General features: G+C 72.7%; 19 protein-coding genes. 12 read left to right on the top strand and 7 right to left on the bottom strand.

Features of this window, described 5'->3' with window-relative positions; translation table 11 throughout:
- Nucleotides 1-24: 24 nt before the first annotated feature.
- Nucleotides 25-552, top strand: coding sequence for a tetratricopeptide repeat protein (locus tag ACGFMP_RS31170; RefSeq protein ID WP_393676618.1), 528 nt, complete (start codon nt 25-27; stop codon nt 550-552).
- 15 nt (nt 553-567) lie between these two features.
- Nucleotides 568-1,395, top strand: coding sequence for an endonuclease/exonuclease/phosphatase family protein (locus ACGFMP_RS31165; RefSeq protein WP_393676616.1), 828 nt, complete (start codon nt 568-570; stop codon nt 1,393-1,395).
- A gap of 149 nt (nt 1,396-1,544) precedes the next feature.
- Here ACGFMP_RS31165 and ACGFMP_RS31160 read toward each other — a convergent pair whose 3' ends face one another.
- Nucleotides 1,545-2,624, bottom strand: coding sequence for a MerR family transcriptional regulator (locus ACGFMP_RS31160; RefSeq protein ID WP_393676614.1), 1,080 nt, complete (start codon nt 2,622-2,624; stop codon nt 1,545-1,547).
- 271 nt (nt 2,625-2,895) lie between these two features.
- On the opposite strand from ACGFMP_RS31160, the gene ACGFMP_RS31155 reads away from it, so the two are divergent.
- A complete protein-coding gene (locus ACGFMP_RS31155) occupies nt 2,896-3,666 on the top strand; it encodes an SDR family oxidoreductase (RefSeq protein WP_393676613.1) in 771 nt (256 codons plus the stop codon).
- Nucleotides 3,667-3,706: 40 nt separating this feature from the next.
- On the opposite strand, the gene ACGFMP_RS31150 is transcribed toward ACGFMP_RS31155, so the two are convergent.
- Nucleotides 3,707-4,552, bottom strand: coding sequence for an MOSC domain-containing protein (locus ACGFMP_RS31150; protein WP_393676612.1), 846 nt, complete (start codon nt 4,550-4,552; stop codon nt 3,707-3,709).
- Nucleotides 4,553-4,559: 7 nt separating this feature from the next.
- Complete coding sequence (locus tag ACGFMP_RS31145; RefSeq protein ID WP_393676610.1) at nt 4,560-5,132, bottom strand: MarR family winged helix-turn-helix transcriptional regulator; 573 nt, start codon at nt 5,130-5,132, stop codon at nt 4,560-4,562.
- 132 nt (nt 5,133-5,264) lie between these two features.
- On the opposite strand from ACGFMP_RS31145, the gene ACGFMP_RS31140 reads away from it, so the two are divergent.
- The 4 genes from ACGFMP_RS31140 to ACGFMP_RS31125 all read left to right on the top strand — a co-directional run bounded on the left by ACGFMP_RS31140 (nt 5,265) and on the right by ACGFMP_RS31125 (nt 7,902).
- Nucleotides 5,265-6,221 carry an NADP-dependent oxidoreductase gene (locus ACGFMP_RS31140; protein WP_393676608.1) on the top strand — a complete coding sequence of 319 codons (957 nt, stop codon included), beginning with the start codon at nt 5,265-5,267 and terminating at the stop codon, nt 6,219-6,221.
- A gap of 192 nt (nt 6,222-6,413) precedes the next feature.
- Complete coding sequence (locus ACGFMP_RS31135; RefSeq protein ID WP_393676606.1) at nt 6,414-6,863, top strand: helix-turn-helix domain-containing protein; 450 nt, start codon at nt 6,414-6,416, stop codon at nt 6,861-6,863.
- Nucleotides 6,860-7,414, top strand: coding sequence for a hypothetical protein (locus ACGFMP_RS31130; RefSeq protein ID WP_393676605.1), 555 nt, complete (start codon nt 6,860-6,862; stop codon nt 7,412-7,414). Before ACGFMP_RS31135 ends, ACGFMP_RS31130 begins: the two co-directional genes overlap by 4 nt.
- A 116-nt stretch (nt 7,415-7,530) precedes the next feature.
- The gene (locus ACGFMP_RS31125) at nt 7,531-7,902 is read left to right on the top strand and encodes a DUF2516 family protein (RefSeq protein WP_393676603.1); all 372 of its coding nucleotides are present in this window, start codon (nt 7,531-7,533) and stop codon (nt 7,900-7,902) included.
- A gap of 60 nt (nt 7,903-7,962) precedes the next feature.
- Here the strand turns inward: ACGFMP_RS31125 and ACGFMP_RS31120 are convergent, their stop codons facing one another.
- Nucleotides 7,963-9,273, bottom strand: a complete 1,311-nt coding sequence (locus ACGFMP_RS31120; protein WP_393676602.1) for a PP2C family protein-serine/threonine phosphatase — start codon at nt 9,271-9,273, stop codon at nt 7,963-7,965.
- A 358-nt stretch (nt 9,274-9,631) separates the two neighbouring features.
- Between ACGFMP_RS31120 and ACGFMP_RS31115 the strand changes: the two genes are divergently transcribed.
- The 4 genes from ACGFMP_RS31115 (at nt 9,632) to ACGFMP_RS31100 (ending at nt 14,347) form a co-directional block, all read left to right on the top strand.
- On the top strand, nt 9,632-10,423 hold the full coding sequence (locus ACGFMP_RS31115) for a class I SAM-dependent methyltransferase (protein ID WP_393676601.1): 792 nt from the start codon (nt 9,632-9,634) through the stop codon (nt 10,421-10,423).
- Nucleotides 10,424-10,574: 151 nt separating this feature from the next.
- Nucleotides 10,575-11,939 (top strand): D-inositol-3-phosphate glycosyltransferase, encoded by a 1,365-nt coding sequence (mshA, locus tag ACGFMP_RS31110; RefSeq protein ID WP_393676599.1) that lies wholly within the window; start codon nt 10,575-10,577, stop codon nt 11,937-11,939.
- Nucleotides 11,932-12,534, top strand: a complete 603-nt coding sequence (locus ACGFMP_RS31105; protein WP_393676597.1) for a YbjN domain-containing protein — start codon at nt 11,932-11,934, stop codon at nt 12,532-12,534. Before mshA ends, ACGFMP_RS31105 begins: the two co-directional genes overlap by 8 nt.
- Before the next feature lie 103 nt (nt 12,535-12,637).
- The gene (locus ACGFMP_RS31100) at nt 12,638-14,347 is read left to right on the top strand and encodes a glycosyl hydrolase family 28-related protein (RefSeq protein ID WP_393676596.1); all 1,710 of its coding nucleotides are present in this window, start codon (nt 12,638-12,640) and stop codon (nt 14,345-14,347) included.
- 709 nt (nt 14,348-15,056) lie between these two features.
- On the opposite strand, the gene ACGFMP_RS31095 is transcribed toward ACGFMP_RS31100, so the two are convergent.
- Nucleotides 15,057-16,262: an MDR family MFS transporter gene (locus tag ACGFMP_RS31095; RefSeq protein WP_393676594.1), complete on the bottom strand. Its 1,206-nt coding sequence runs from the start codon at nt 16,260-16,262 to the stop codon at nt 15,057-15,059.
- 159 nt (nt 16,263-16,421) lie between these two features.
- Between ACGFMP_RS31095 and ACGFMP_RS31090 the strand changes: the two genes are divergently transcribed.
- Complete coding sequence (locus tag ACGFMP_RS31090; RefSeq protein WP_393676592.1) at nt 16,422-17,180, top strand: phosphoglyceromutase; 759 nt, start codon at nt 16,422-16,424, stop codon at nt 17,178-17,180.
- Nucleotides 17,181-17,400: 220 nt separating this feature from the next.
- Here the strand turns inward: ACGFMP_RS31090 and ACGFMP_RS31085 are convergent, their stop codons facing one another.
- Together ACGFMP_RS31085 and ACGFMP_RS31080 are read right to left on the bottom strand one after the other, a co-directional pair.
- Nucleotides 17,401-18,099: an HAD family hydrolase gene (locus ACGFMP_RS31085; RefSeq protein WP_393676590.1), complete on the bottom strand. Its 699-nt coding sequence runs from the start codon at nt 18,097-18,099 to the stop codon at nt 17,401-17,403.
- Between the two features lie 190 nt (nt 18,100-18,289).
- The gene (locus ACGFMP_RS31080) at nt 18,290-18,751 is read right to left on the bottom strand and encodes a hypothetical protein (protein WP_393676588.1); all 462 of its coding nucleotides are present in this window, start codon (nt 18,749-18,751) and stop codon (nt 18,290-18,292) included.
- Nucleotides 18,752-18,916 lie beyond the last annotated feature (165 nt).

Raw genomic sequence — 18,916 nt, 5'->3', positions numbered from 1 at the left:
GCACAGGCAGGAGCGTGGGACGTCATGACCACCGCAGCACAGCAGGCAGCCGCACCCCCGGCGGACTGGGAGCGCCGCAACGCCGACCTGTGGGCGTCGCTCGACGGCCGCACGGCAGAGGACTTCCGCGCCGCCATGGACGAACTGGTCGGCGAACTGCCGGACGGCGACCCCACCGCGCTCTTCGAGCGGGCCGCCGCCTGGGACTCCACAGGCCACTCCGACCGCGCCGTCCCCCTCTACCGCGCCGCCCTCGACGCCGGTGTCGGCGGCGAGCGGCGGCGGCGCTCGGTCATCCAGATGGCCAGTTCGCTGCGCAACCTGGGCCGCCCGCAGGAGAGCGTCGAGCTGCTGACCGCGGAGCGCGCCGCGGGCCACGACCACCTGGACGACGCGATCGCCGCCACTCTCGCCCTCGCGCTCACCGACCTCGGCCGCGCCCGCGAGGCCGTCTCGGTGGCCGTCGGCGCCCTGGGCCCCCACCTGCCGCGCTACCAGCGCTCGATGGCCAACTACGCCCGCCTGCTGGTCGAGCCCGACCCGGAAGGCTGACCGCCGGTGCGCGTGATGACCTGGAACGTGTGGTGGCGCTTCGGGCAATGGCAGGAGCGCCGGGAGGCGATCCTCGCCGTACTCGACGAGCTGCGGCCCGACGCCGTCGGACTTCAGGAGGTGTGGGCCCGCGGCGGTGAGAACCTCGCGGGCTGGCTCGCGGAACGCCTCGGCATGCACTGGACCTGGGCCGCCTCGGCCGCGCCCGAGCGCTGGCAGGGCCGTATCGGGGACAGCGCGGTCGACGTCGGCAACGCGGTGCTGAGCCGGTGGCCCGTCGTGGACCGTGCCACGGTCCGGCTGCCGGCGCCCGGCGGCCGGGACGACGGACGGCTCGCCCTGTTCGCGATGCTGGACGCCCCCGGCCACCGGGTGCCCTTCTTCACCACGCACCTGAGCAGCGGCATCGACGAGTCGGCGCTTCGCTGCCGCCAGGTCGCCGCCCTGGCCGGCTTCGTCGCCGCGCACCGCGGCAGCGGCCCCTTCCCGCCGGTGCTCACCGGCGACTACAACGCCTGGCCCGACTCCGACGAGATGCGCCTGCTCGGCGGCTACCGCACCGCTCCCGCCGTCCCGGGCCAAGTGCTGCTCGACGCCTGGGAGTACGCCGACCCGGCCGCGCCCGCGGCCACCTGGGACACGGCGAACCCGCTCACCGCGCACGTCCTCGACCCCAGCCTGCGCTGCGACTTCGTGCACGTCGGCCCGCCGGGCGACGGCGGCGTCGGCCACGTCCGTGCCGTGGCCCGCGCCGCCGACGCCCCCGTGGGCGGGGTGTGGCCCTCCGACCACTTCGCGGTCGTCGCCGACCTGGCGGCGGCCCCCGCGGGGAGCACCTCCTGAGGGGCGACCTGCGGGAGCCGCGCGATGACGCATGCTCATCGTCCGCCGTCCGCCGTCCGCCGTCCGCCGTCCGCCGCCGGGCCCGCGGCTGACCACCGCAGGCCGGAACCGCGGCCGCCGTCCCGTACCCGGGGTGCCGGACCGCGCCCCTACCCCGGGAGCGGTATGACGTCGGCGACCACGCAGCTGACGTTGTCGGGGCCGCCCGAGTCGTTGGCGAGGGCGACGAGTTCGCGGGTCGCCTGCCCGGGTTCCGCCGCCGCGGCGAGCACCCGGTGGATCTCGTCGGTCGTCACGACCGCCGAAAGGCCGTCGGAGCACAGCAGGTAGCGGTCATCCGCCCGTACGTCGTGCAGGCGCATGTCGGGCCTGCCGTCGGCCCCCGCGCCCAGGGCGCGCACCAGCATCGACCGCTGGGGGTGGGAGGCGGCCTCCGCCTCGGTGATACGCCCCTCGTCGAGCATCGACTGCACCACGGTGTGGTCGTGCGTGATCTGGAACAGCTGCCCGTCGCGCAGCAGATGGACCCGGCAGTCGCCGATGTGGACGAGTGCCAGCTGCGATCCGGTCCAGAGCATCGCGGTGAGCGTGGTGCCGGCCTCCTCCGGCGCGGCGCCGGGTCCCGCGACGGCGCCGACGGCCCGCGCGGCCTGCTCGACGGCGTCCTCCAGGATGCCGAGCAGGTCGCCGCCCGGGAGGCCGCCGGCCTCCAGGTGCTTGAGCGCGCCGATCGCGGCCGCGCTCGCCGAGGCGCCCGCGCTGCCGCAGCCGTCGGCGACGGCCAGCAGCCGGGATCCGGCGTGGACGGTGTCCTGGTTGCTCTCGCGGACCAGCCCCCGGTCGGACAGGGCGGCGTAGCGGAGGGCCAGGTGTTCGTTGACAGCAGACATGGCGGGGTCCTTCCGTGACAGGTGGTCGACGAGGAAGGAGGCGAGGTCCCGGCGGGCCGCGGTGTCGGCCTCGACCTGCGCCCAGAAGGCGCGGATCTCCCGTGCGGCCACGGGCGCGTCCAGTGCGCAGACGCCCTTGATGCGGGCCAGCGGCATCCCCAGCCGGCGGAGCCAGGCGACGAGCCGGGCGCGTTCCAGCTGCTCGGGGGCGTAGAAGCGGTATCCGGTCGCGGGGTCGACGCGGGCGGGGGCCAGCAGCCCCAGCTCGTCGTAGAGACGCAGCGCCTTCGGCGACAGCCGGGACGCCCTCGCGAACGCCCCGATGGTCAGCAGCCCCATGCTCGCTCCTCCTCGTGCCGGGCGTTCTCGCCCGGCCCTGCCGATGCTGCGGCCTGCCCCAAGGTGAAGGTCAACGCCCAAGCGGAGCCGCGATCGCGTGGGCCCGCAGGCGGGTCCCGCCCGGCCCCGCCGTCTGGGATACGCTACCTTCCTGTTAGTCACTAACGAGTTGATGGACACTCACAGATCATCGGATGCTGACCGATCGACAGGTACCTGCGGAGCAGCAGCCGCCGGCGGATCGTCAGACACTCACAGGCAGGGGAGCGGTATGGGCACGCAGACCGGCAGGACCGCGCTGGTGACCGGCGCCTCACGCGGCATCGGACGGGCCATCGCGGAGCGTCTCGCCGCCGACGGCGCGACCGTGGCCGTGCACTACGGCCACAGCGAGTCGGCGGCGCGGGAGACGGTCGCCGGGATCGAGCGCGCCGGCGGGCACGCCTTCGCCGTCGGCGCGGAACTCGGCGTGCCGGGGGATATCGACACCCTCTTCGCCGGCCTGGAGAGCGGGCTGGCGGGGCGGCCGCTCGACATCCTGGTCAACAACGCCGCCGCGGCCCCGGCGGGCCCGATCGAGACGGACACCCCCGAGCGCTTCGACCAGCTCTTCCAGGTGAACGTCAAGGCGCCCTACTTCGTCATCCAGCGGGCCCTCCCGCTGCTGCGCGACGGCGGCCGGGTCATCACCCTGTCCTCGGTCGTCACCCGGGCGGGCAACCCCGGCCAGACCTCCTTCGCCATGGGCAAGGCCGCCCTCGAGGCGATGACGCTCAGCCTGGCCTGCGCCTTGGGCGGCCGCCGGATCACCGTCAACGCCGTCGCCCCCGGCATCACCAGGACCGATGCGAACACCGCGTTCTTCGAGGCCCTGGGCCGTGAACTGGAGGACCACCTCGTCGGTCTCACGGCGCTCGGGCGGCTGGGCAGGGCCGAGGACGTCGCCGACACCGTGGCCTTCCTCGCCTCCGACGACGGCCGCTGGATCACCGGCCAGGTCCTCGACGCCAGCGGCGGCCTCCACCTCGGCGCCCGGGTCTGACGCGGCGGCCGTCCCGCCGCGGAATTCCGTACGGCGGGCCTCAGCCGGCCTGGCCCACCGCGACCGTGTCCCCGGTCCTGACGACGCCGGGCTCGACGACCTCCAGATAGACGCCGAGGCAGGACAGCGGCCCCAGGGTGAGCACCGGGATCCGGTGCTCACGGGCCACCGCACGCATGATGCCCGGGTCGGCGGGCAGTTCGTCGTGCCCCAGGGTGGGGACCACGCACCGGGGCGTGGGCAGGGTGACACGGAAAAGGGCCTCGCCGATCCGCAGTTCGCCGCCGAGCCAGGCGTCCTCGGGGAAGCCGGGGGCGCCGGGCACATCGACCACCAGGTTCGGCCGGAATCTGCGGGCGTCGAAGTCCCCCTCGGGCCGGACCGCGCGCAGCCGCTCCAAGGCGGCCGTGGTGACCAGGTGGACCATCCCGAAGTCGTAGAAGGTCCCGGCGGCGACCTGGCCGGAGGTGACGGTCTCGCCGGTCTCGTCGACGAACGCGCGCTTCCGCGCGGCCTCCGGCACACCGCCCTCGTACTCGGGGACGGCGCGCTCCAGCACCCCGTCGCGCGGCGGGCTGTCCGACACCGACACCTGGCGGCCCAGCAGCTCGGACAGCCGCTTGTCCAGCTCGTCGTCACCGCAGTGCAGGGCGGTGCCGCAGGGAAGCTCCACCAGGGCCGTGCCCGACCCGGCCGTCCGGCTCCTGCAGCGCAGCAGCGGGCCCCACTTGCGGGGGTGCTTGGCGCTGCCGACCGCCCCGTCGCCGTCGACCACCGCGAACCCGCGGTCGCCCGCCAGCCCCCGCTCGGTGACGCGGACGGCGGCCAGGTCCTCGCCGAGCATGGACTTCACCGGATACCTGCGCAGCCCCACCACTGTTCCCATGCCGGGATTATGCGGCGCCGTCCGCCCGCGGTGGCATGCTCTGCCCTGCCGCGGAGGCGCCGCGGCGCTTGCGCGGGGCGGCGGAGCGCGGCGGCTGGGCGCGCATGTGGTCGCGTACGCGGGTCATGACCTCGCCGAGGCGGCGCAGGTCGTCGGCGGCCAGCGGATCGACCAGCATGCCGCGCACCACCTGGACGTGGCCGGGCAGCACGCGGTCGACCAGCGCCCGGCCGTCGTCGGTGACGGCGACCAGGACGGCCCGGTCGTCGTCGGGGCTCGGTTCGCGGGTGACCAGGCCGGCCTTCTCCAGCAGGCCCGCCTGGTAGGTCAGGCCGCTGCGGCTGTAGACGACGCCGTCGGCCAGCTGGGTCATGGTCAGCGGTCCCGGGGCGTGGGCGAGGCGGGCCAGCAGCTCGAACTGCACGTAGCTGATGCCGCCCTCGGCGCGCAGCTGCCGTTCGACCTGGTGCTGGAGCAGGCTGACGGCCTCCATCAGCACGAAGTAGGCGTCCAGCTGGTCCGGTTCGAGCGGCTGGACGCCCTCGGCGCTGGCGCCCGTGTCGGGCCGGCTGTCGGTCATCCGCTCACGCTACCCGGTCCGAATTCGCAGCAGTGTGACCCGCCTCACCCGCGTTCCGGGTTGCTTCGAAGTCGAAGCGAGTTAGGGTTCTCTTATGTGCTTCAACTTCGAAGCAGCAATCGAGGAGTCCTCATGAAGGCAGTGCGTTACCACTCCCACGGCGACAGCGACGTCCTGGTGTACGAGGAGGTGGACCGCCCGGTGGCGGGTGCCGGGCAGGTGGTGGTGCGGGTGACCGGCACCGCGTTCAACCTGCTGGACGCCGCGATCCGCGGCGGCCTGCTGGAGCAGGTGTTCCCTGTGGCGCTCCCGCACATCCCAGGACACGACATGGCCGGCGTCATCACCGAGGTCGGAGAGGGTGTGCACGGCTGGAGCGTCGGTGACGCGGTGGTGGCCTTCCTGCCGCCGGTCGGGCCCGGCGCCGCCGCCGAGTACGCGGTCGCACCCGCCGATGTGCTGGCCGCAGCTCCCCGCACGGTCGAGCCGGCCGACGCGGCGGCGCTGCCCTCGGTCGGACTGGCCGCCTGGCAGGCCCTTTTCGAGCACGCAGGGGTGAAGGCCGGGCACAGCGTCCTCATCGACGGCGCCGGTGGCGCGGTCGGCGGCTTCGCCGTCCAGCTGGCCAAGCAGGCCGGCGCCACGGTGACCGCGACCACGGGACCGCGCAGCCGCGACCGGGTCCGCTCCTACGGCGCGGACCGGATCGTCGACCGCACCGACGGGCCCGCGTCCCGGACGCAGGCCGGGCAGCGGTTCGACGCGGTGCTGCACCTGGCGCCGAGCACCGCGGACCTGGAGACCACCCCGGAGGACGAGATCGCCCGGCTGGTGGACCTGGTCGCCGACGGCGGGGCCTTCGTCAGCACCACCGTGTCCGGTCCGCAGGACCCGGGCCGCGGGGTCAGGGCGGTGCGGGTCTTCACCCGCAGCGACGCCGCCCAACTGGCCGAGCTTGTCGCCCGCGTCGACGCAGGCGACCTGCGGATCCACGTGGCGGAACGGCGCCCGCTGGCGGACCTGCCCGCCGTCCACGAGCAGGCCGCGGCCGGCCGGCTGGCCGGCAAGACCGTCCTGATCCCGGCCTGATCCCGGCCTGATCCCGTCCTGAATCGGCAGCGGCCGGCCCGGGCGACGCACGGGCCGACCCCCGCCGCGGCCGTCCCCGGCGGGGGAGTGCGCGCGCCGTCCTCGTGCGTCACCGCCGGGAGGGCGGGCGCCGTTTGCCAGTTGCAAGCAGCTTGCTTGCAATAGTTAGCGCAGTGGTGCACTCTCGAACGTATGGCGTCACTCAAGGTCGGCAACGTCGGCGAGTATCTGCGGGATCAGCGGCGGAGTGCGCAGCTGAGCCTGCGGCAACTGGCGGAGGCGGCCGGTGTGTCGAATCCGTATCTGAGCCAGATCGAGCGGGGGCTGCGGAAGCCTAGTGCCGAGATTCTCCAGCAGCTCGCGAAGGCGCTGAGGATCTCCGCCGAGACGTTGTACGTCCAGGCGGGAATCCTCGACGCGCGGGACCGGGACGAGCTGGAGGTGCCGGCGGCGATCCTGACGGACCCGTCGATCAACGAGCGGCAGAAGCAGGTACTGATCCAGATCTACGAGTCCTTCCGCAAGGAGAACGCCGCCGCGGGGGAGTCGCGGGCGGCAGAGGACCTGGCCCAGGACGTAGCAGAGGCAGAGGCGGGTGGCCGCGAGGCGTCCGCCGCCGTACGGGAGGAAACCGGAAAATGACCATCACCGACGACATCGTGAAGAGCCTGCGCAACCCGACCCCGCTCTACGCGGTGGCAGGCACCGCGGACCTGGCGGCCGAGAAGCTGCGCGAGGTGCCCGCCCTGATCGGGAAGCTGCGTGAGCAGGCCCCCGAGCACATCGAGAAGATCAAGGGCACCGACCCGAAGGTCGTGCAGGGACGGGTCACCGCGGGTGCGAAGGACGCGCAGGCGAAGCTGTCCGAGACGTACCGCGAGATCGACCTCAAGGCGTTCAAGGAGATGCCGGACTTCAAGAAGCTCGGCGAGTCCGTGCAGGACCTGGCGCTCCAGGGCGTCGGCCGGGCCACCGGTTACGCCGTGAAGGCCCGCGAGACCTACGACGAGCTGGCCGAGCGCGGCAAGGGCGCCGTGGCGACCTGGCGCGGCGAGACCGCCGACCAGGTGGTCGGGATCGCCGCCGCCGTCGAGCCGGACAAGGCGCCGCCCGCGGCGAAGCCCGCCCCCGCCGCCCGCAAGGCGCCGGTGCGCAAGCCCGCCGCGAAGAAGGCCGACAAGACGGCCGAGTAACAGCGCGAAAGGGCCGGGCACGCATCGCGTGCCCGGCCCGTTGTACGCGTACGGCCGGTACGGTTGCGGGTGGGACCGGCGGCGAAGGACGGCGGACGACGAAGGCGGGTGGACGCGTGCTGATCACACAGTTCTTCGGGGTGGTCGCCCTGATCTCCTGGGCGCTCTTCCTCCTGGCGGTGTTCGCGTTCGTCGACGCCGCCGTGCACCGCGAGGACGCGTATCGCGCGGCGGGCAAGCAGAAGAAGAGCTTCTGGCTGATCATCCTCGGCATCTCGGCCGTGGTGATGAAGCTGTTCCCGATCCTGTCGTTCCTGCCGGTGATCGGCCTGGTCGCGGTGATCGTCTACATGGTCGACGTCCGCCCCGCGGTCCGTGAGGTCAGCGGTCGCGGCGGCGCCCAGCGCCGGCTGCTCGGGCGCGGCGGGCGCAACAACCGCAGCAGCAGCAGCGACGGACCCTACGGCCCCTACAACGGCAGGCGCTGACGCCCTGCGCACCGCACGGGGCCCGGCGCACCGGGCCCCGGTTCTCCCCCGGGGCAGCCGTCAGGGCTGCAGTCCGGTCCGCTCCAGCAGGACGATCGCCACGTCGTCGGTCAGCTCGCCGCCGTTCAGCTCGCGCACCTCGGTGACGGCGGCGTCGAGCAGCGAGTCGCCGTGCAGGCCCGCGGCCAGCAGCCGGGAGACCAGCCGCACCATGCCGTCCTCCTCCAGCCGCTGGGTGCCCACGCCGATCCGGCCCTCGATCAGCCCGTCGGTGTAGAGCATCAGCCGCCATTCGCCGTCCAGCGCGACCGGTACGGGCTGCCACTCGGCGAGCGCGTCGGGCAGCAGGCCGAGCGCCGGACCGCCGTCCTCGTGCGCCAGCAGCCGCGGCACCCGTCCGGGTCCCGCGAGCAGCGGCGCCGGATGGCCCGCCAGGTAGAGGTCCGCGCCGTCGCCGTCGGGGGCGATGTCCAGCGCGCAGAGCGTCGCGAATATCTCGTCGTCGGCCCGCTCGTGCACCAGCACCTGCTGGAGCGTGCGCAGCAGCGTGTCGCCGCCCAGGCCGGCGAAGGTCAGCGCCCGCCAGGCGATGCGCAGTTCGACGCCGAGGGCCGCCGCGTCCGGCCCGTGGCCGCAGACGTCGCCGATCATCGCGTGCACCACGCCGTCTGAGGTGCGGACCGCGTCGTAGAAGTCGCCGCCGAGCAGCGCGCGGCTGCGCCCCGGGCGGTAGTGCGCGGCGAAGCGCAGGTCGGCGCCGTCGAGCAGCGGGGTCGGGAGCAGCCCGCGTTCCAGCCTGCGGTTCTCCTGGGCGAGCAGCCGGGTCTCGGTGAGCTTGCGCAGCGCGAGGTCGGCCCGCTTGCGTTCGACGGCGTAGCGCACCGCCCGGGTGACGGTGCCGGCGTCGACCTCGCTCCGTGCCAGGTGGTCCTGCGCGCCCACCCGTACCGCTTCGGCGGCCCTGCCGTCGTCGCTGCCGTCGGTCAGCACCAGCACGGCGGTGCCGGGGGCGACCCGCAGCACATGCCGTACGCCGTCCAGCACGTCGGGCAGGTCGAGCAGGATGCAGTGCACGTCGTCGGTGAGCAGCCGGCCCGCGGCGGTGAGGTTGCCGGCCCGCAGGATGCGGATACGGGGGCCGCCGCCGTCCTGGAACCAGGGCGCGGTGAAGGCGCCGGTCGGGTCGTCGCCGACGACCAGCAGGTTGAGGGCCGCGGGTCCGTCTGCGGTGTCCTGGCGCTGGCGCGGGAGGGTCAACGCCGGTTTGCCCGCGGCGGTTTCCTGGGCCTGGGGCGCTGCGGCGGTGGCGGAACCCTCCGCCCCGGGATCGGTGGCCGAGGGCCGTTCGGTGCCGCGCTTGGCAGCGGACATCAAGCGACTCCTTTCCGGTCCCCTGAAGGATTCGAGGTCTTTCCTTTGCCTTGCTTTGCCACCCCTGGTCTCAGGAGACCCTAGTGGCTGCACCCGACGTCACGGGAGGGCCGCAGGGAAACCGTCAGCGTCATATGCGGAGGCCAGGGCGGGATTTCACCCTCGATGTGGGGATCCGCACATGACACACATCACGCTCCCGCACTGCAACCGTGCGCATGGTCCGGCCTTTTCGCGGACCTGCCGGGAGCGGAATGCGCGAATAGGCGCACTGCGAAAGGAATGGCCCCGAAGTCATCCTTTTGTGTGGTTTCCGTGGTGTCCGGGGAGCCGCCCGGCGGCCGGGTACCCTCGCCGCATGGGCGGTGTGCGGGCGGTCGGGGTGGTGACCAGGGGGACGACCAACCCGAACCGGCTGCGCCGGATGGACCGCTGGATCGCCGCCACGCACGGCCCGCGGCTGCGGCAGTCGGCAGACCCCCTCGCGGTGGACCTCGGCTACGGCGCCGCGCCCTGGACCGCGGTCGAGCTGCTCGACCGGCTGCGCCGGGTGCGCCCCGACGCGGAGGTCGTCGGCGTCGAGATCGACCAGGACCGGGTGGCCGCCGCCCTCCCCTATGTCCGCGACGGGCTCCGCTTCGTTCGCGGCGGCTTCGAGGTCCCGCTGCCGGACGGCCGCAGGCCCGCACTGATCAGGGCCGCCAATGTGCTGCGCCAGTACCCGGAAGACGAGGTCCCCGCCGTCTGGCGGCGGCTCACCGCCCGGCTCGCGCCCGGCGGGCTGCTCGTCGAGGGCACCTGCGACGAGATCGGGCGGCGGCACGTGTGGGTCGCGCTCGGCCCAGAAGGGCCGCGCACGGTCACCTTCGCCACCCGGCTCGGTTCCCTGCACCGCCCCTCCGACCTGGCGGAGCGGCTGCCGAAGGCGCTGATCCACCGCAATGTGCCGGGGGAGCCGGTGCACGCGTTCCTCACCGCCTTCGACCGGGCCTGGGCCGCGGCGGCGCCGCTGTCCGCGCTGGGCGCGCGGCAGCGCTGGATCGCGGCGGTCCGCGCGCTGCGGGCGGACGGCTGGCCGGTGGCCGACGGCCCGGCGCGCTGGCGGCAGGGCGAGGTCACGGTGGCGTGGGAGGCGCTCGCCCCCCGCTGAGGCGGCACCGCGGGCACGGCGGGCGGAGGACGCCCCGGGCGCCGCACTGTCAAGCGATTTCATCACGCTTCGGCAAAGCCGGAAATGGAACGCGTTCCTCCGATGTTCCCCGTGGTTGAGCGCGGGGGTACGGCTGCCGGAAGGAACGAAGGTGACCCAGCACACGTCGCGGTTCAGCGGGCTGCGCGACGCTGCCGGTGCGGCTGCCGCCGCCTACCGGCCGCACCGTAGGTGGGGCGGCGGGCGCAGGGTGCGCAGGGTCGCCATGCTGAGCGTGCACACCTCGCCGCTGCACCAGCCCGGCACCGGCGACGCCGGCGGTATGAACGTGTACATCGTCGAGCTGGCCAAGCGCCTCGCCGACCGCGACATCGAGGTCGAGATCTTCACCAGGTCCACCAGCGGCGGCCGGCCGCCCTGCGTGGAGCTGGCCCCCGGCGTGCTGGTCCGGCACGTGGACGCGGGGCCGTACGAGGGCCTGGCCAAGGAGGAGCTGCCCGCCCAGCTGTGCGCCTTCACCCACGGCCTGATGCGGGCCTGGGCGACGCAGCGCCCCGGGCACTACGACCTGGTCCACTCGCACTACTGGCTGTCCGGCCACGTCGGCTGGCTGGCCGCCGAGCGCTGGGGCGTACCGCTGGTGCACGCCATGCACACCATGGCCAAGGTCAAGAACGCCGCCCTCGCCGAGAACGACGCGCCCGAGCCGATCGCCCGCGTCATCGGCGAGACCCAGGTGGTGGCCGCGGCCGACCGGCTGATCGCCAACACGGAGGAGGAGGCGGACGAGCTGGTCCGGCACTACGCCGCCGCCCCGGGCAAGGTCGCCGTCGTCCACCCCGGCGTCAACCTCGAACGCTTCAGGCCCGGCCGGGGCCGCGCCGCCGCCCGTGCCAGGCTCGGCCTGCCGCAGGACGCGCTGATCCCGCTGTTCGCCGGCCGGATACAGCCGCTCAAGGCCCCCGACGTGCTGCTCCGCGCGATCGCCGTACTGCTGGAGGAGGACCCGGGGCTGCGCGACCGGCTTGTCGTGCCGGTGGTCGGCGGCCCGAGCGGTACGGGCCTGGCCAAGCCGGAGGCGCTGCACAAGCTGGCCGCCCGGCTCGGCGTGTCCGACGTCGTACGCTTCCAGCCGCCGGTGGACCAGGAGCTGCTGGCCGACTGGTACCGGGCGGCGACCGTCCTGGTCATGCCGTCGTACAGCGAGTCCTTCGGCCTGGTCGCGATCGAGGCGCAGGCCTGCGGCACCCCTGTGGTGGCGGCGGCGGTCGGCGGGCTGCCGGTCGCGGTGTCCGACGAGCGCACCGGCTTCCTCGTGCCGGGGCACGACCCGCGCGACTACGCCCGGGTGCTGCGCCGCTTCGTCGACCACCCGCGACTCGGCGCCACGCTGGGCGACGCGGCGGCCGTGCACGCACGGGCCTTCGGCTGGGACGCGTCGGCCGCCGACACCGCCGACGTGTACGCGGCAGCGCAGTTCGAGCACCGGCGTCGCCTACGATCGGCGCATGGCTGAGGCGGAGCACGAAGGCCCTGCGCGGGCGGCGTTTCCGGCGGCGGACCGTGACGATTCCGACCCGGGTGCCGCCCCCGACGGGCGCGAGGCGGCGCCGGCGGACGCGGTCGCGGCCGCCGGGCGGGTCATCGAGCAGGTCCTGCGCGAGGCGGACCTGCCCTGCGAGTCGCCGCGCCCCGGCACGTACGTGACCCAACTGCCCGGCACCCGCAAGCTGTCCACCACCTGCCAGCTGATCGTCGGCCGCCACACCCTGTCGCTGAACGCCTTCGTCGTCCGCCGCCCCGACGAGAACCACCAGGCCTTCTACCGCTGGCTGCTGGAGCGCAACCTGCGCCTCTACGGTGTCGCCTACGGCATCGACAGCCACGGCGACGTCTATCTGAGCGGGCGGCTCCCGCTGGCCGCGGTCACCCCTGCGGAGGTCGACCGGCTGCTCGGCGCCGTCGTCGAGAATGCCGACGGGTCCTTCAACGTCCTGCTCGAACTCGGGTTCGCCACCGCGATCCGCAAGGAGTATGCCTGGCGGGTGTCGCGCGGCGAGTCCACTCGGAATCTGGCCGCGTTCACGCATCTGACCAGCGAGGACGACTGACGTAACCGTTTACCTCGGTCCCGGGTCTTCCCAGCGGATCGGGGTTCGTGGCACCCTCAGGCCCGTCGCACATCTGAATGTTGTTCAGATACGTGGAAGGCGGATGATCGTGGTCAGTCGCAGGAGACTGCTCAGCGGCGGCGTCCAGGTGGCCTCCGCAGCCGCCGCGACGGCGGCGATCGGCACCCCGGCCACAGCGGCCGACCAGTCCGCCGGCCGGACCGCGGACGGGGACGCGGTCCGGCCGGCCCACCAGCCCGCGGGCCTGTGGGCGGAATTCCGCGCCACCCCCTACACCCACCCGCAGATCCCCTACGTCGCCCTGGCCGGCTTCGAGGGCGGCAACCCCTGCTTCCCCCGGCACCCGGTCCGCGCCAACGCCCTGCACCACGGCGCCCGCCCCGACGGCAGCACCGACTCCGCGCCCGCCATCAACCGGGCCCTGCGCGAGGTCGGCGAGTCCGGCGGCGGCACCGTCCTGCTGCCGCCCGGCACCTACCGCATCGACGACGTCATCACCGTCGGCTGGAGCAACACCACCCTGCGCGGCGCCGGCAGCGGCGCGACCACCCTCCACGCCACCGCCTCGCTCACCGACCTGATCGGCCCCTACGGCAGCCGCTACGGCGGCGACAAGTCGTCCTGGTCCTGGGCGGGCGGCCTGGTCTGGATGTGCCCCGCCGACCGCTACCGCACCCTCACCGACGCGATCCGCGCCACCGCCTGGCCCTTCGAAGGCTGGACCGGCAACACCCGCGACGAATACACCGAACTGGCCCGCATCACCGGGCAGACCCCGCAGGGCGGCCACAGCGTCACCGTCGACGACCCCGCCCGGCTGCGCCGCGGCGACCGCGTGCTGGTGCAGTACACCGACGACCCCGGGCACGGGCTGCTCGCCCACATGGCGGGCGACATCGAGGGCGCGGCCTCGTACGAGTGGTCGGACAAGACCAAACTCCTCTCCTACGTCCCCTACGAGTGGCCGGCCAGGATCACCGCGGTCCACGGACGGCAGGTCACCTTCGACCGGCCGCTGCCGCTCGACACCAGGGCGCAGTGGCAGCCCCGGATCACCACCCTCGTCGAGCCGCTGGTCAACTCCGGCGTCGAGGGCCTGACCATCCGCATGACGCCCACCCCGCAGTCCCCGCACCTGCTCGACAAGGGCTGGAACGGCCTTGCCGCGCAGTGCACCTGGGACTGCTGGGTCGACGACGTGCACGCCGTCGACGTCGACAACGGCTTCCTCATGGTCGCCGCCAAGGCCACCACCTTCCGCCGCACCCGGGTCTCGGGCCGCGGCAGCCACCACCCGTACGCCTGCCGCGAGGGCTCGCACGACAACCTCTTCGAGGACTTCACCATCGACCAGCGGACCGTCCCGGCCCCGGCCGGCACCCAGTTGCACGGGATCAACGTCGAGGGCCTGTCGTCGTACAACGTCTGGTCCCGCGGCCGGATGGCGATGGGCACCTTCGACACCCACCGCGGCATGCCCTTCGCCTGCGTCCGCACCGACATCACCGTCACCAACGACGGCCAGCACGGCGGCGACGCCTCCGCCGGCCCCCTCTACGGCGCCCGCTTCACCCACTGGAACGTCACCGTCACCAACGGCCGGGCCGGCTGCGTCCGCATCGACGACGTGGCACCGCGCAGCGCGACCGTCGCCATCTCCCCGGTCAGCCCGTCCGGCCAGATCGACGTCCCGGACTTCACGGGCCCGCTCGACTCCCGCCTGGAGTCCTACGGCACCCCCGGCGTCCCACCGCCCAACCTCTACGAGGCGCAGCGGCGCCTGCTGCCGTGAGGTGGCCCTGCCGGGGCGGGGCGGGGCGGGCCGGTCTCGGGGGGCGGCCCACCGGCCCGGCCCGGGGGGCGGCTGGGGCCGGGCGGCCAGGTCGGGGCGGCCCGGCCCGCGGGGGCGGGGGGATCGGGGGCTGCCCGGTCCGGCCCGGAGGGCGGCTGGGGCCGGGGGTCCGGCTGCGGGTACGGTCGGCGCCCGACGGCCTCCAGCAGTCGTACGAGTGAGCGGCCCTGGGATGCGAAGATCGGCGGATGGTGCGCGTAGGTGAATTCTTCCTTGCGAGGGACGATGAGTCCGCCCTGCGAGTGGGTCCCCACCGTGGCCACGATTTCCCGGCCGTCCCGTGCGACGGCATCTACCCGGATGACGCGGTCGGGAGGTGGGAAGCCCAGCTGACGGGCGCCGAGAGCACACTCCGAGCCGTACTGCCCCTGGCGAATGACGGATTCACCGTCTTTGCTGTCCCGGAGCAACTGTGCACGGCTCTGGCCACCGCAGGAAGGGATCGGCTCCGAGGTGCCGCTCTCACATGGGCCGAGGCCGTCTCGGAACCGAACGACGAAATCTCGCCGGACTACGCGGTTGGCCTCGTCGAAGGTGTGTCAGCCCTGGCCGGCAGCCGTGTGGAGAGACACCTCGGCCTGTACTGCTGGTACTTCGCGCCCTGACCTCGCCGCAGTGACGCGTCGCTACGGCGATCGGCCGGACAGGCTCAGGCGACCGGCAGGTCCTGGCCGGCCTCCCGCACGACCGCCGGCGCGAGCGTGGCGGTGCGCGGCCGGAGCAGCAGGTAGTAGCCGACGCCTGCCACCGTGCCGAGCACCGCGCAGCCCAGCCAGACGGTGTCGCGGCCGAGATACTGGAGGGTCAGGCCGCCGGCCAGCGGTCCCGCGAAGGCCGCCGCGGACCAGGCGAGGGTGAACATCCCCTGGTAGCGGCCGCGCGCGTGCGCGGGAGCGAGGTCGGCGACCACGGACATCGAGGCGGGCGCGTGCACGATCTCGCCTAGCGTCCAGATCACCACGGTCAGCGCGTAGACGGCGACCGAGGTGGCGAAGACCGTCAGGCCGATGCCCCACGCCAGCACGAGGGAGCCGGCGGCGAGCAGGACGGCGCTGCTGCGGGCGCGCAGAGCGCGGGTGACCGGGATCTGGAGCAGCACGATCACCACGCCGTTGACGGCGGCGACCAGGCCGAACTGGCGGGCGCTCAAGCCGTGCTGCCCCATGTCGACGGCGAGGGTGGAGCTGGCCTGCTGCATCACCGCGGCGAACAGGAAGGTCAGCCCCGCCAGCGCCATGAAGCGGCGGTCCCGCATGACGTCGAAGAGGGTGGTGTCCCTGGCGGCGGCCGCCTTCGCGCCGTCTTCCGCCGGGGCGCGCACCGGGCCGGCCGGCATGGTCTCCGGTGCCTTCGCGTAGACCACCAGCGCGCACAGCACGGTGGTGAAGGCGTCGCCGAGGAAGAGCCACAGGTAGCCCTCCGCGGCGATGAAGCCGGCCGCCGCGGCCGAGACGCCGAAGCCGATGTTGATCGCCCAGTAGTTCAGGGAGAAGGCGCGGACCCGGTCCGCGGCCGGCACCAGGTCGGCGATCATGGCGGAAAGCGCGGGCCGTGAGGCGTTGCCGGTCAGCCCGACCAGGGTGGCCACGGCGGCGATCGCGACCGGGCCCGTCACGAATCCGAGCACCGCGGTGGTGACGGCCGCGCCGAGCTGGGCCGCGAGCAGCGTCGCGCGGCGGCCGACCCGGTCGGCGAGCACCCCGCCGAGCACCGCCCCCGCGGCGCCGCCGAGCCCGAACAGGGCCGCGACCAGACCGGCGTAGGCGGCGGAGTAGCCGCGCTGCACGGTGAGATAGAGGGCGAGGAAGGTGACGACGAAGCCGCCGAGCCGGTTGACCAGCGTGCTTGTCCACAACCACCAGAACTGTCGGGGCAAGCCGCCGGTCGTCTCGCGTACCGCTCGGCCGATCGCCGCCACGGCTCCCCCTCGTTCTTGGTAAGAGTCACTGATGCTTCGCGCATATTACCGAGGCCGGTCGTGAGGCGCCACGGCATTTCGATTAGGCTCGGAGACATGGCTGCTGCTGCGTACAAGCTGATCCTGCTCCGCCACGGCGAGAGCGAGTGGAACGCGAAGAACCTGTTCACCGGCTGGGTGGACGTGGATCTCAACGACAAGGGCGAGAAGGAGGCGGTGCGCGGCGGAGAGCTGCTCAAGGACGCCGGACTGCTCCCCGATGTGGTGCACACCTCACTCCAGAAGCGCGCGATCCGCACCGCGCAGCTCGCGCTGGAGGCCGCCGACCGCCACTGGATCCCCGTGAACCGCACCTGGCGGCTCAACGAGCGGCACTACGGCGCGCTCCAGGGCAAGGACAAGGCGCAGACCCTCGCCGAATTCGGCGAGGAGCAGTTCATGCTGTGGCGCCGCTCCTACGACACCCCGCCGCCGCCCCTCGAGGACGGCGCCGAGTTCTCCCAGAGCGACGACCCGCGCTACGCGACGATCCCGCCGGAGCTGCGGCCGCGCACCGAATGCCTCAAGGACGTCGTCGTCCGGATGCTTCCCTACTGGTACGACGGCATCGTCCCCGACCTGCTGACCGGCCGCACCGTCCTGGTCGCCGCCCACGGCAACTCCCTGCGCGCCCTGGTCAAGCACCTCGACGGCGTCTCCGACGCGGACATCGCCGGCCTGAACATCCCCACCGGCATCCCCCTCGCCTACGACCTCGACTCCGACTTCCGCCCCGTCACCCCGGGCGGCCGCTACCTCGACCCGGACGCTGCCGCGGCGGCGATCGAGGCAGTGAAGAACCAGGGCAAGAAGTAGCCCTTCTTCGCCGAAGCGCCCCCGACCTGCGGTTTTCTCCGCGGGAAGGGGGCAGTTTCGCTCTCAGGAGCCGGCGGTGGGCTCCTGGCAGTTCTGGACATGCTCTTTCACTGAGCCCCGCCCTACCAAGGACATCTCGTCTGCCTCCGGTTGAGGGGAATGCCCTGCCTCCGGTCAGCGGCTGCCCTGGGTATGGAAGACCGGTCTGAGGGCGGAGCCGTCAGGGGGAGGAGATGCCGCAGGCTGCGGATACGAGGTGTAGCCGTGTCTGGGAGGCCTGTGTCAGCGGCGGCACGAGCAGGGTCGCTACCCCGGCTTCAACAGCGGCGCCGTCGTAGCCGGAGCGGTCGCCGACCATCAGTGCCTCGCAGGACCGCACCCCGAGCGCGTCCAGGGCAAGGCGGAAAACAGCGGGATCAGGCTTGCAGACGCCATGCTCGAACGAGAGCACGAAATGGTCGATGTACCCGCCGAGGTCATTCTTGACGAAAGCCGGGCGGAGATCGAAGTGGATGTCGCTGACAACCGCCAACTTCAACCCCGCTGCCTTCAGGGTCCTGAAAGTAGGCTTGGCGTCGGCGGCAAAACGAGCGTCGGTGGGGTCGGACAACGCCGCGTACATCTCCTGAGCCAACGCGGAGTCGATACCAGCAGCGTTCACCCAGTGGTTGTAGCCCTGGCGGTGCGACTCCGCAGATGCATCAGCCTGGAACCAGCCTTGCTGGACGTCCGGCCGCCTGCTCGCCGTACTCAGCGCCGAGCTGATGCGCCGCACCTGCAGTTCCGACGCATCACGTCCGAGCTGCCGCATCGAGCGCTCTATCCACGAGGCACCTCTCGGACGTCCCTCGGCAGGACCCCACTTGGGGACGATGAGCGTTCCCACCCAGTCGAACAGGACGGCTTTGAAGAACGGCATGTCTCCCCTGAGGCAAGGAGGTCCAAGATCACGAGGAGATTCCCACGGGGCGTTCGGGCAGTCAATCACGGCGCATCGCGCACGATGCTCGCCCTCGACGACCGCCCAGAAATGATCTTCGAAAGCGGGGGGTGAAGGGAGTCGGGCCAATTCTGCACGTCCCTGGTGCAGAGCGGAGCGGGTAGGTGCGTCAGCGATAGTCGTCGGGATGGCCCTGCATCCAGATGTTGATCTTGTCGCGAGTGCTGATCAGCAACGTCTGATGGTTCTCCAAAGGAGCCGAGGACTGGCCGCCGTCAACCTCCGCGTCGAGCTTCTTGATCAGGTCGATCGGCTCGGAAAAGTGTCCGGGCCCTTTCGGGTCCGCCTTCATGGCCCGGTCCATCCTTTGAAGTTCGTCGTACACCCGCCCCAGGAAGTAGGCGCAGTTGCCCGGGGTGCACGAGTCATTCAGGGTCGCCTGGAGCCCGGCGAAGGCGTCGCGGACTTTCTCGGCGGAGATCGTGGGTTCCGCCGACGAAGATGGTGCGCTGCCCGGTAGACCCGAGGCGCTGGCCTGGGTATCGGCCTTCGGCGTCGTACTGCAAGAGACAGTGAGCGCGGCCAGCGCTAAGGCGACAACAGCCGCGCCCCGAGCTGAGGACTTGAACATGAAATCCCCCCGTGATCGTTGAGTCAGGTGACTCTACAGAAGCCACATGACCCGGTGAAGGCCGACGAACGGGATCATGATCCAAGCGGGACTGCCCTGAGCGGGGTGCAGCAGCGAAGTACAGCGACCTCCCTGAGCTTCGCCAGCCCGATCGACCTCTGGAAT

Source organism: Streptomyces sp. NPDC049040 (genome assembly GCF_043197715.1).
Classification (GTDB): domain Bacteria; phylum Actinomycetota; class Actinomycetes; order Streptomycetales; family Streptomycetaceae; genus Actinacidiphila.
The sequence above is the reverse complement of the archived record's forward strand: the minus strand, read 5'-3'. Positions and strand labels throughout refer to the sequence as shown.

What these genes read in the sequence shown, in the direction of transcription:
- ACGFMP_RS31140 (WP_393676608.1), top strand. Translation starts at nt 5,265, where the DNA reads ATGAAGGCAGTGCGTTACCACTCCCACGGCGACAGCGACGTCCTGGTG.
- ACGFMP_RS31150 (WP_393676612.1), bottom strand. Translation starts at nt 4,552, where the DNA reads ATGGGAACAGTGGTGGGGCTGCGCAGGTATCCGGTGAAGTCCATGCTC.
- ACGFMP_RS31120 (WP_393676602.1), bottom strand. Translation starts at nt 9,273, where the DNA reads ATGTCCGCTGCCAAGCGCGGCACCGAACGGCCCTCGGCCACCGATCCC.
- ACGFMP_RS31165 (WP_393676616.1), top strand. Translation starts at nt 568, where the DNA reads ATGACCTGGAACGTGTGGTGGCGCTTCGGGCAATGGCAGGAGCGCCGG.
- ACGFMP_RS31100 (WP_393676596.1), top strand. Translation starts at nt 12,638, where the DNA reads ATGATCGTGGTCAGTCGCAGGAGACTGCTCAGCGGCGGCGTCCAGGTG.
- ACGFMP_RS31135 (WP_393676606.1), top strand. Translation starts at nt 6,414, where the DNA reads ATGGCGTCACTCAAGGTCGGCAACGTCGGCGAGTATCTGCGGGATCAG.
- ACGFMP_RS31130 (WP_393676605.1), top strand. Translation starts at nt 6,860, where the DNA reads ATGACCATCACCGACGACATCGTGAAGAGCCTGCGCAACCCGACCCCG.
- ACGFMP_RS31090 (WP_393676592.1), top strand. Translation starts at nt 16,422, where the DNA reads ATGGCTGCTGCTGCGTACAAGCTGATCCTGCTCCGCCACGGCGAGAGC.
- ACGFMP_RS31115 (WP_393676601.1), top strand. Translation starts at nt 9,632, where the DNA reads ATGGGCGGTGTGCGGGCGGTCGGGGTGGTGACCAGGGGGACGACCAAC.
- ACGFMP_RS31085 (WP_393676590.1), bottom strand. Translation starts at nt 18,099, where the DNA reads ATGCCGTTCTTCAAAGCCGTCCTGTTCGACTGGGTGGGAACGCTCATC.
- ACGFMP_RS31160 (WP_393676614.1), bottom strand. Translation starts at nt 2,624, where the DNA reads ATGGGGCTGCTGACCATCGGGGCGTTCGCGAGGGCGTCCCGGCTGTCG.
- ACGFMP_RS31145 (WP_393676610.1), bottom strand. Translation starts at nt 5,132, where the DNA reads ATGACCGACAGCCGGCCCGACACGGGCGCCAGCGCCGAGGGCGTCCAG.
- ACGFMP_RS31155 (WP_393676613.1), top strand. Translation starts at nt 2,896, where the DNA reads ATGGGCACGCAGACCGGCAGGACCGCGCTGGTGACCGGCGCCTCACGC.
- ACGFMP_RS31080 (WP_393676588.1), bottom strand. Translation starts at nt 18,751, where the DNA reads ATGTTCAAGTCCTCAGCTCGGGGCGCGGCTGTTGTCGCCTTAGCGCTG.
- ACGFMP_RS31105 (WP_393676597.1), top strand. Translation starts at nt 11,932, where the DNA reads ATGGCTGAGGCGGAGCACGAAGGCCCTGCGCGGGCGGCGTTTCCGGCG.
- ACGFMP_RS31170 (WP_393676618.1), top strand. Translation starts at nt 25, where the DNA reads ATGACCACCGCAGCACAGCAGGCAGCCGCACCCCCGGCGGACTGGGAG.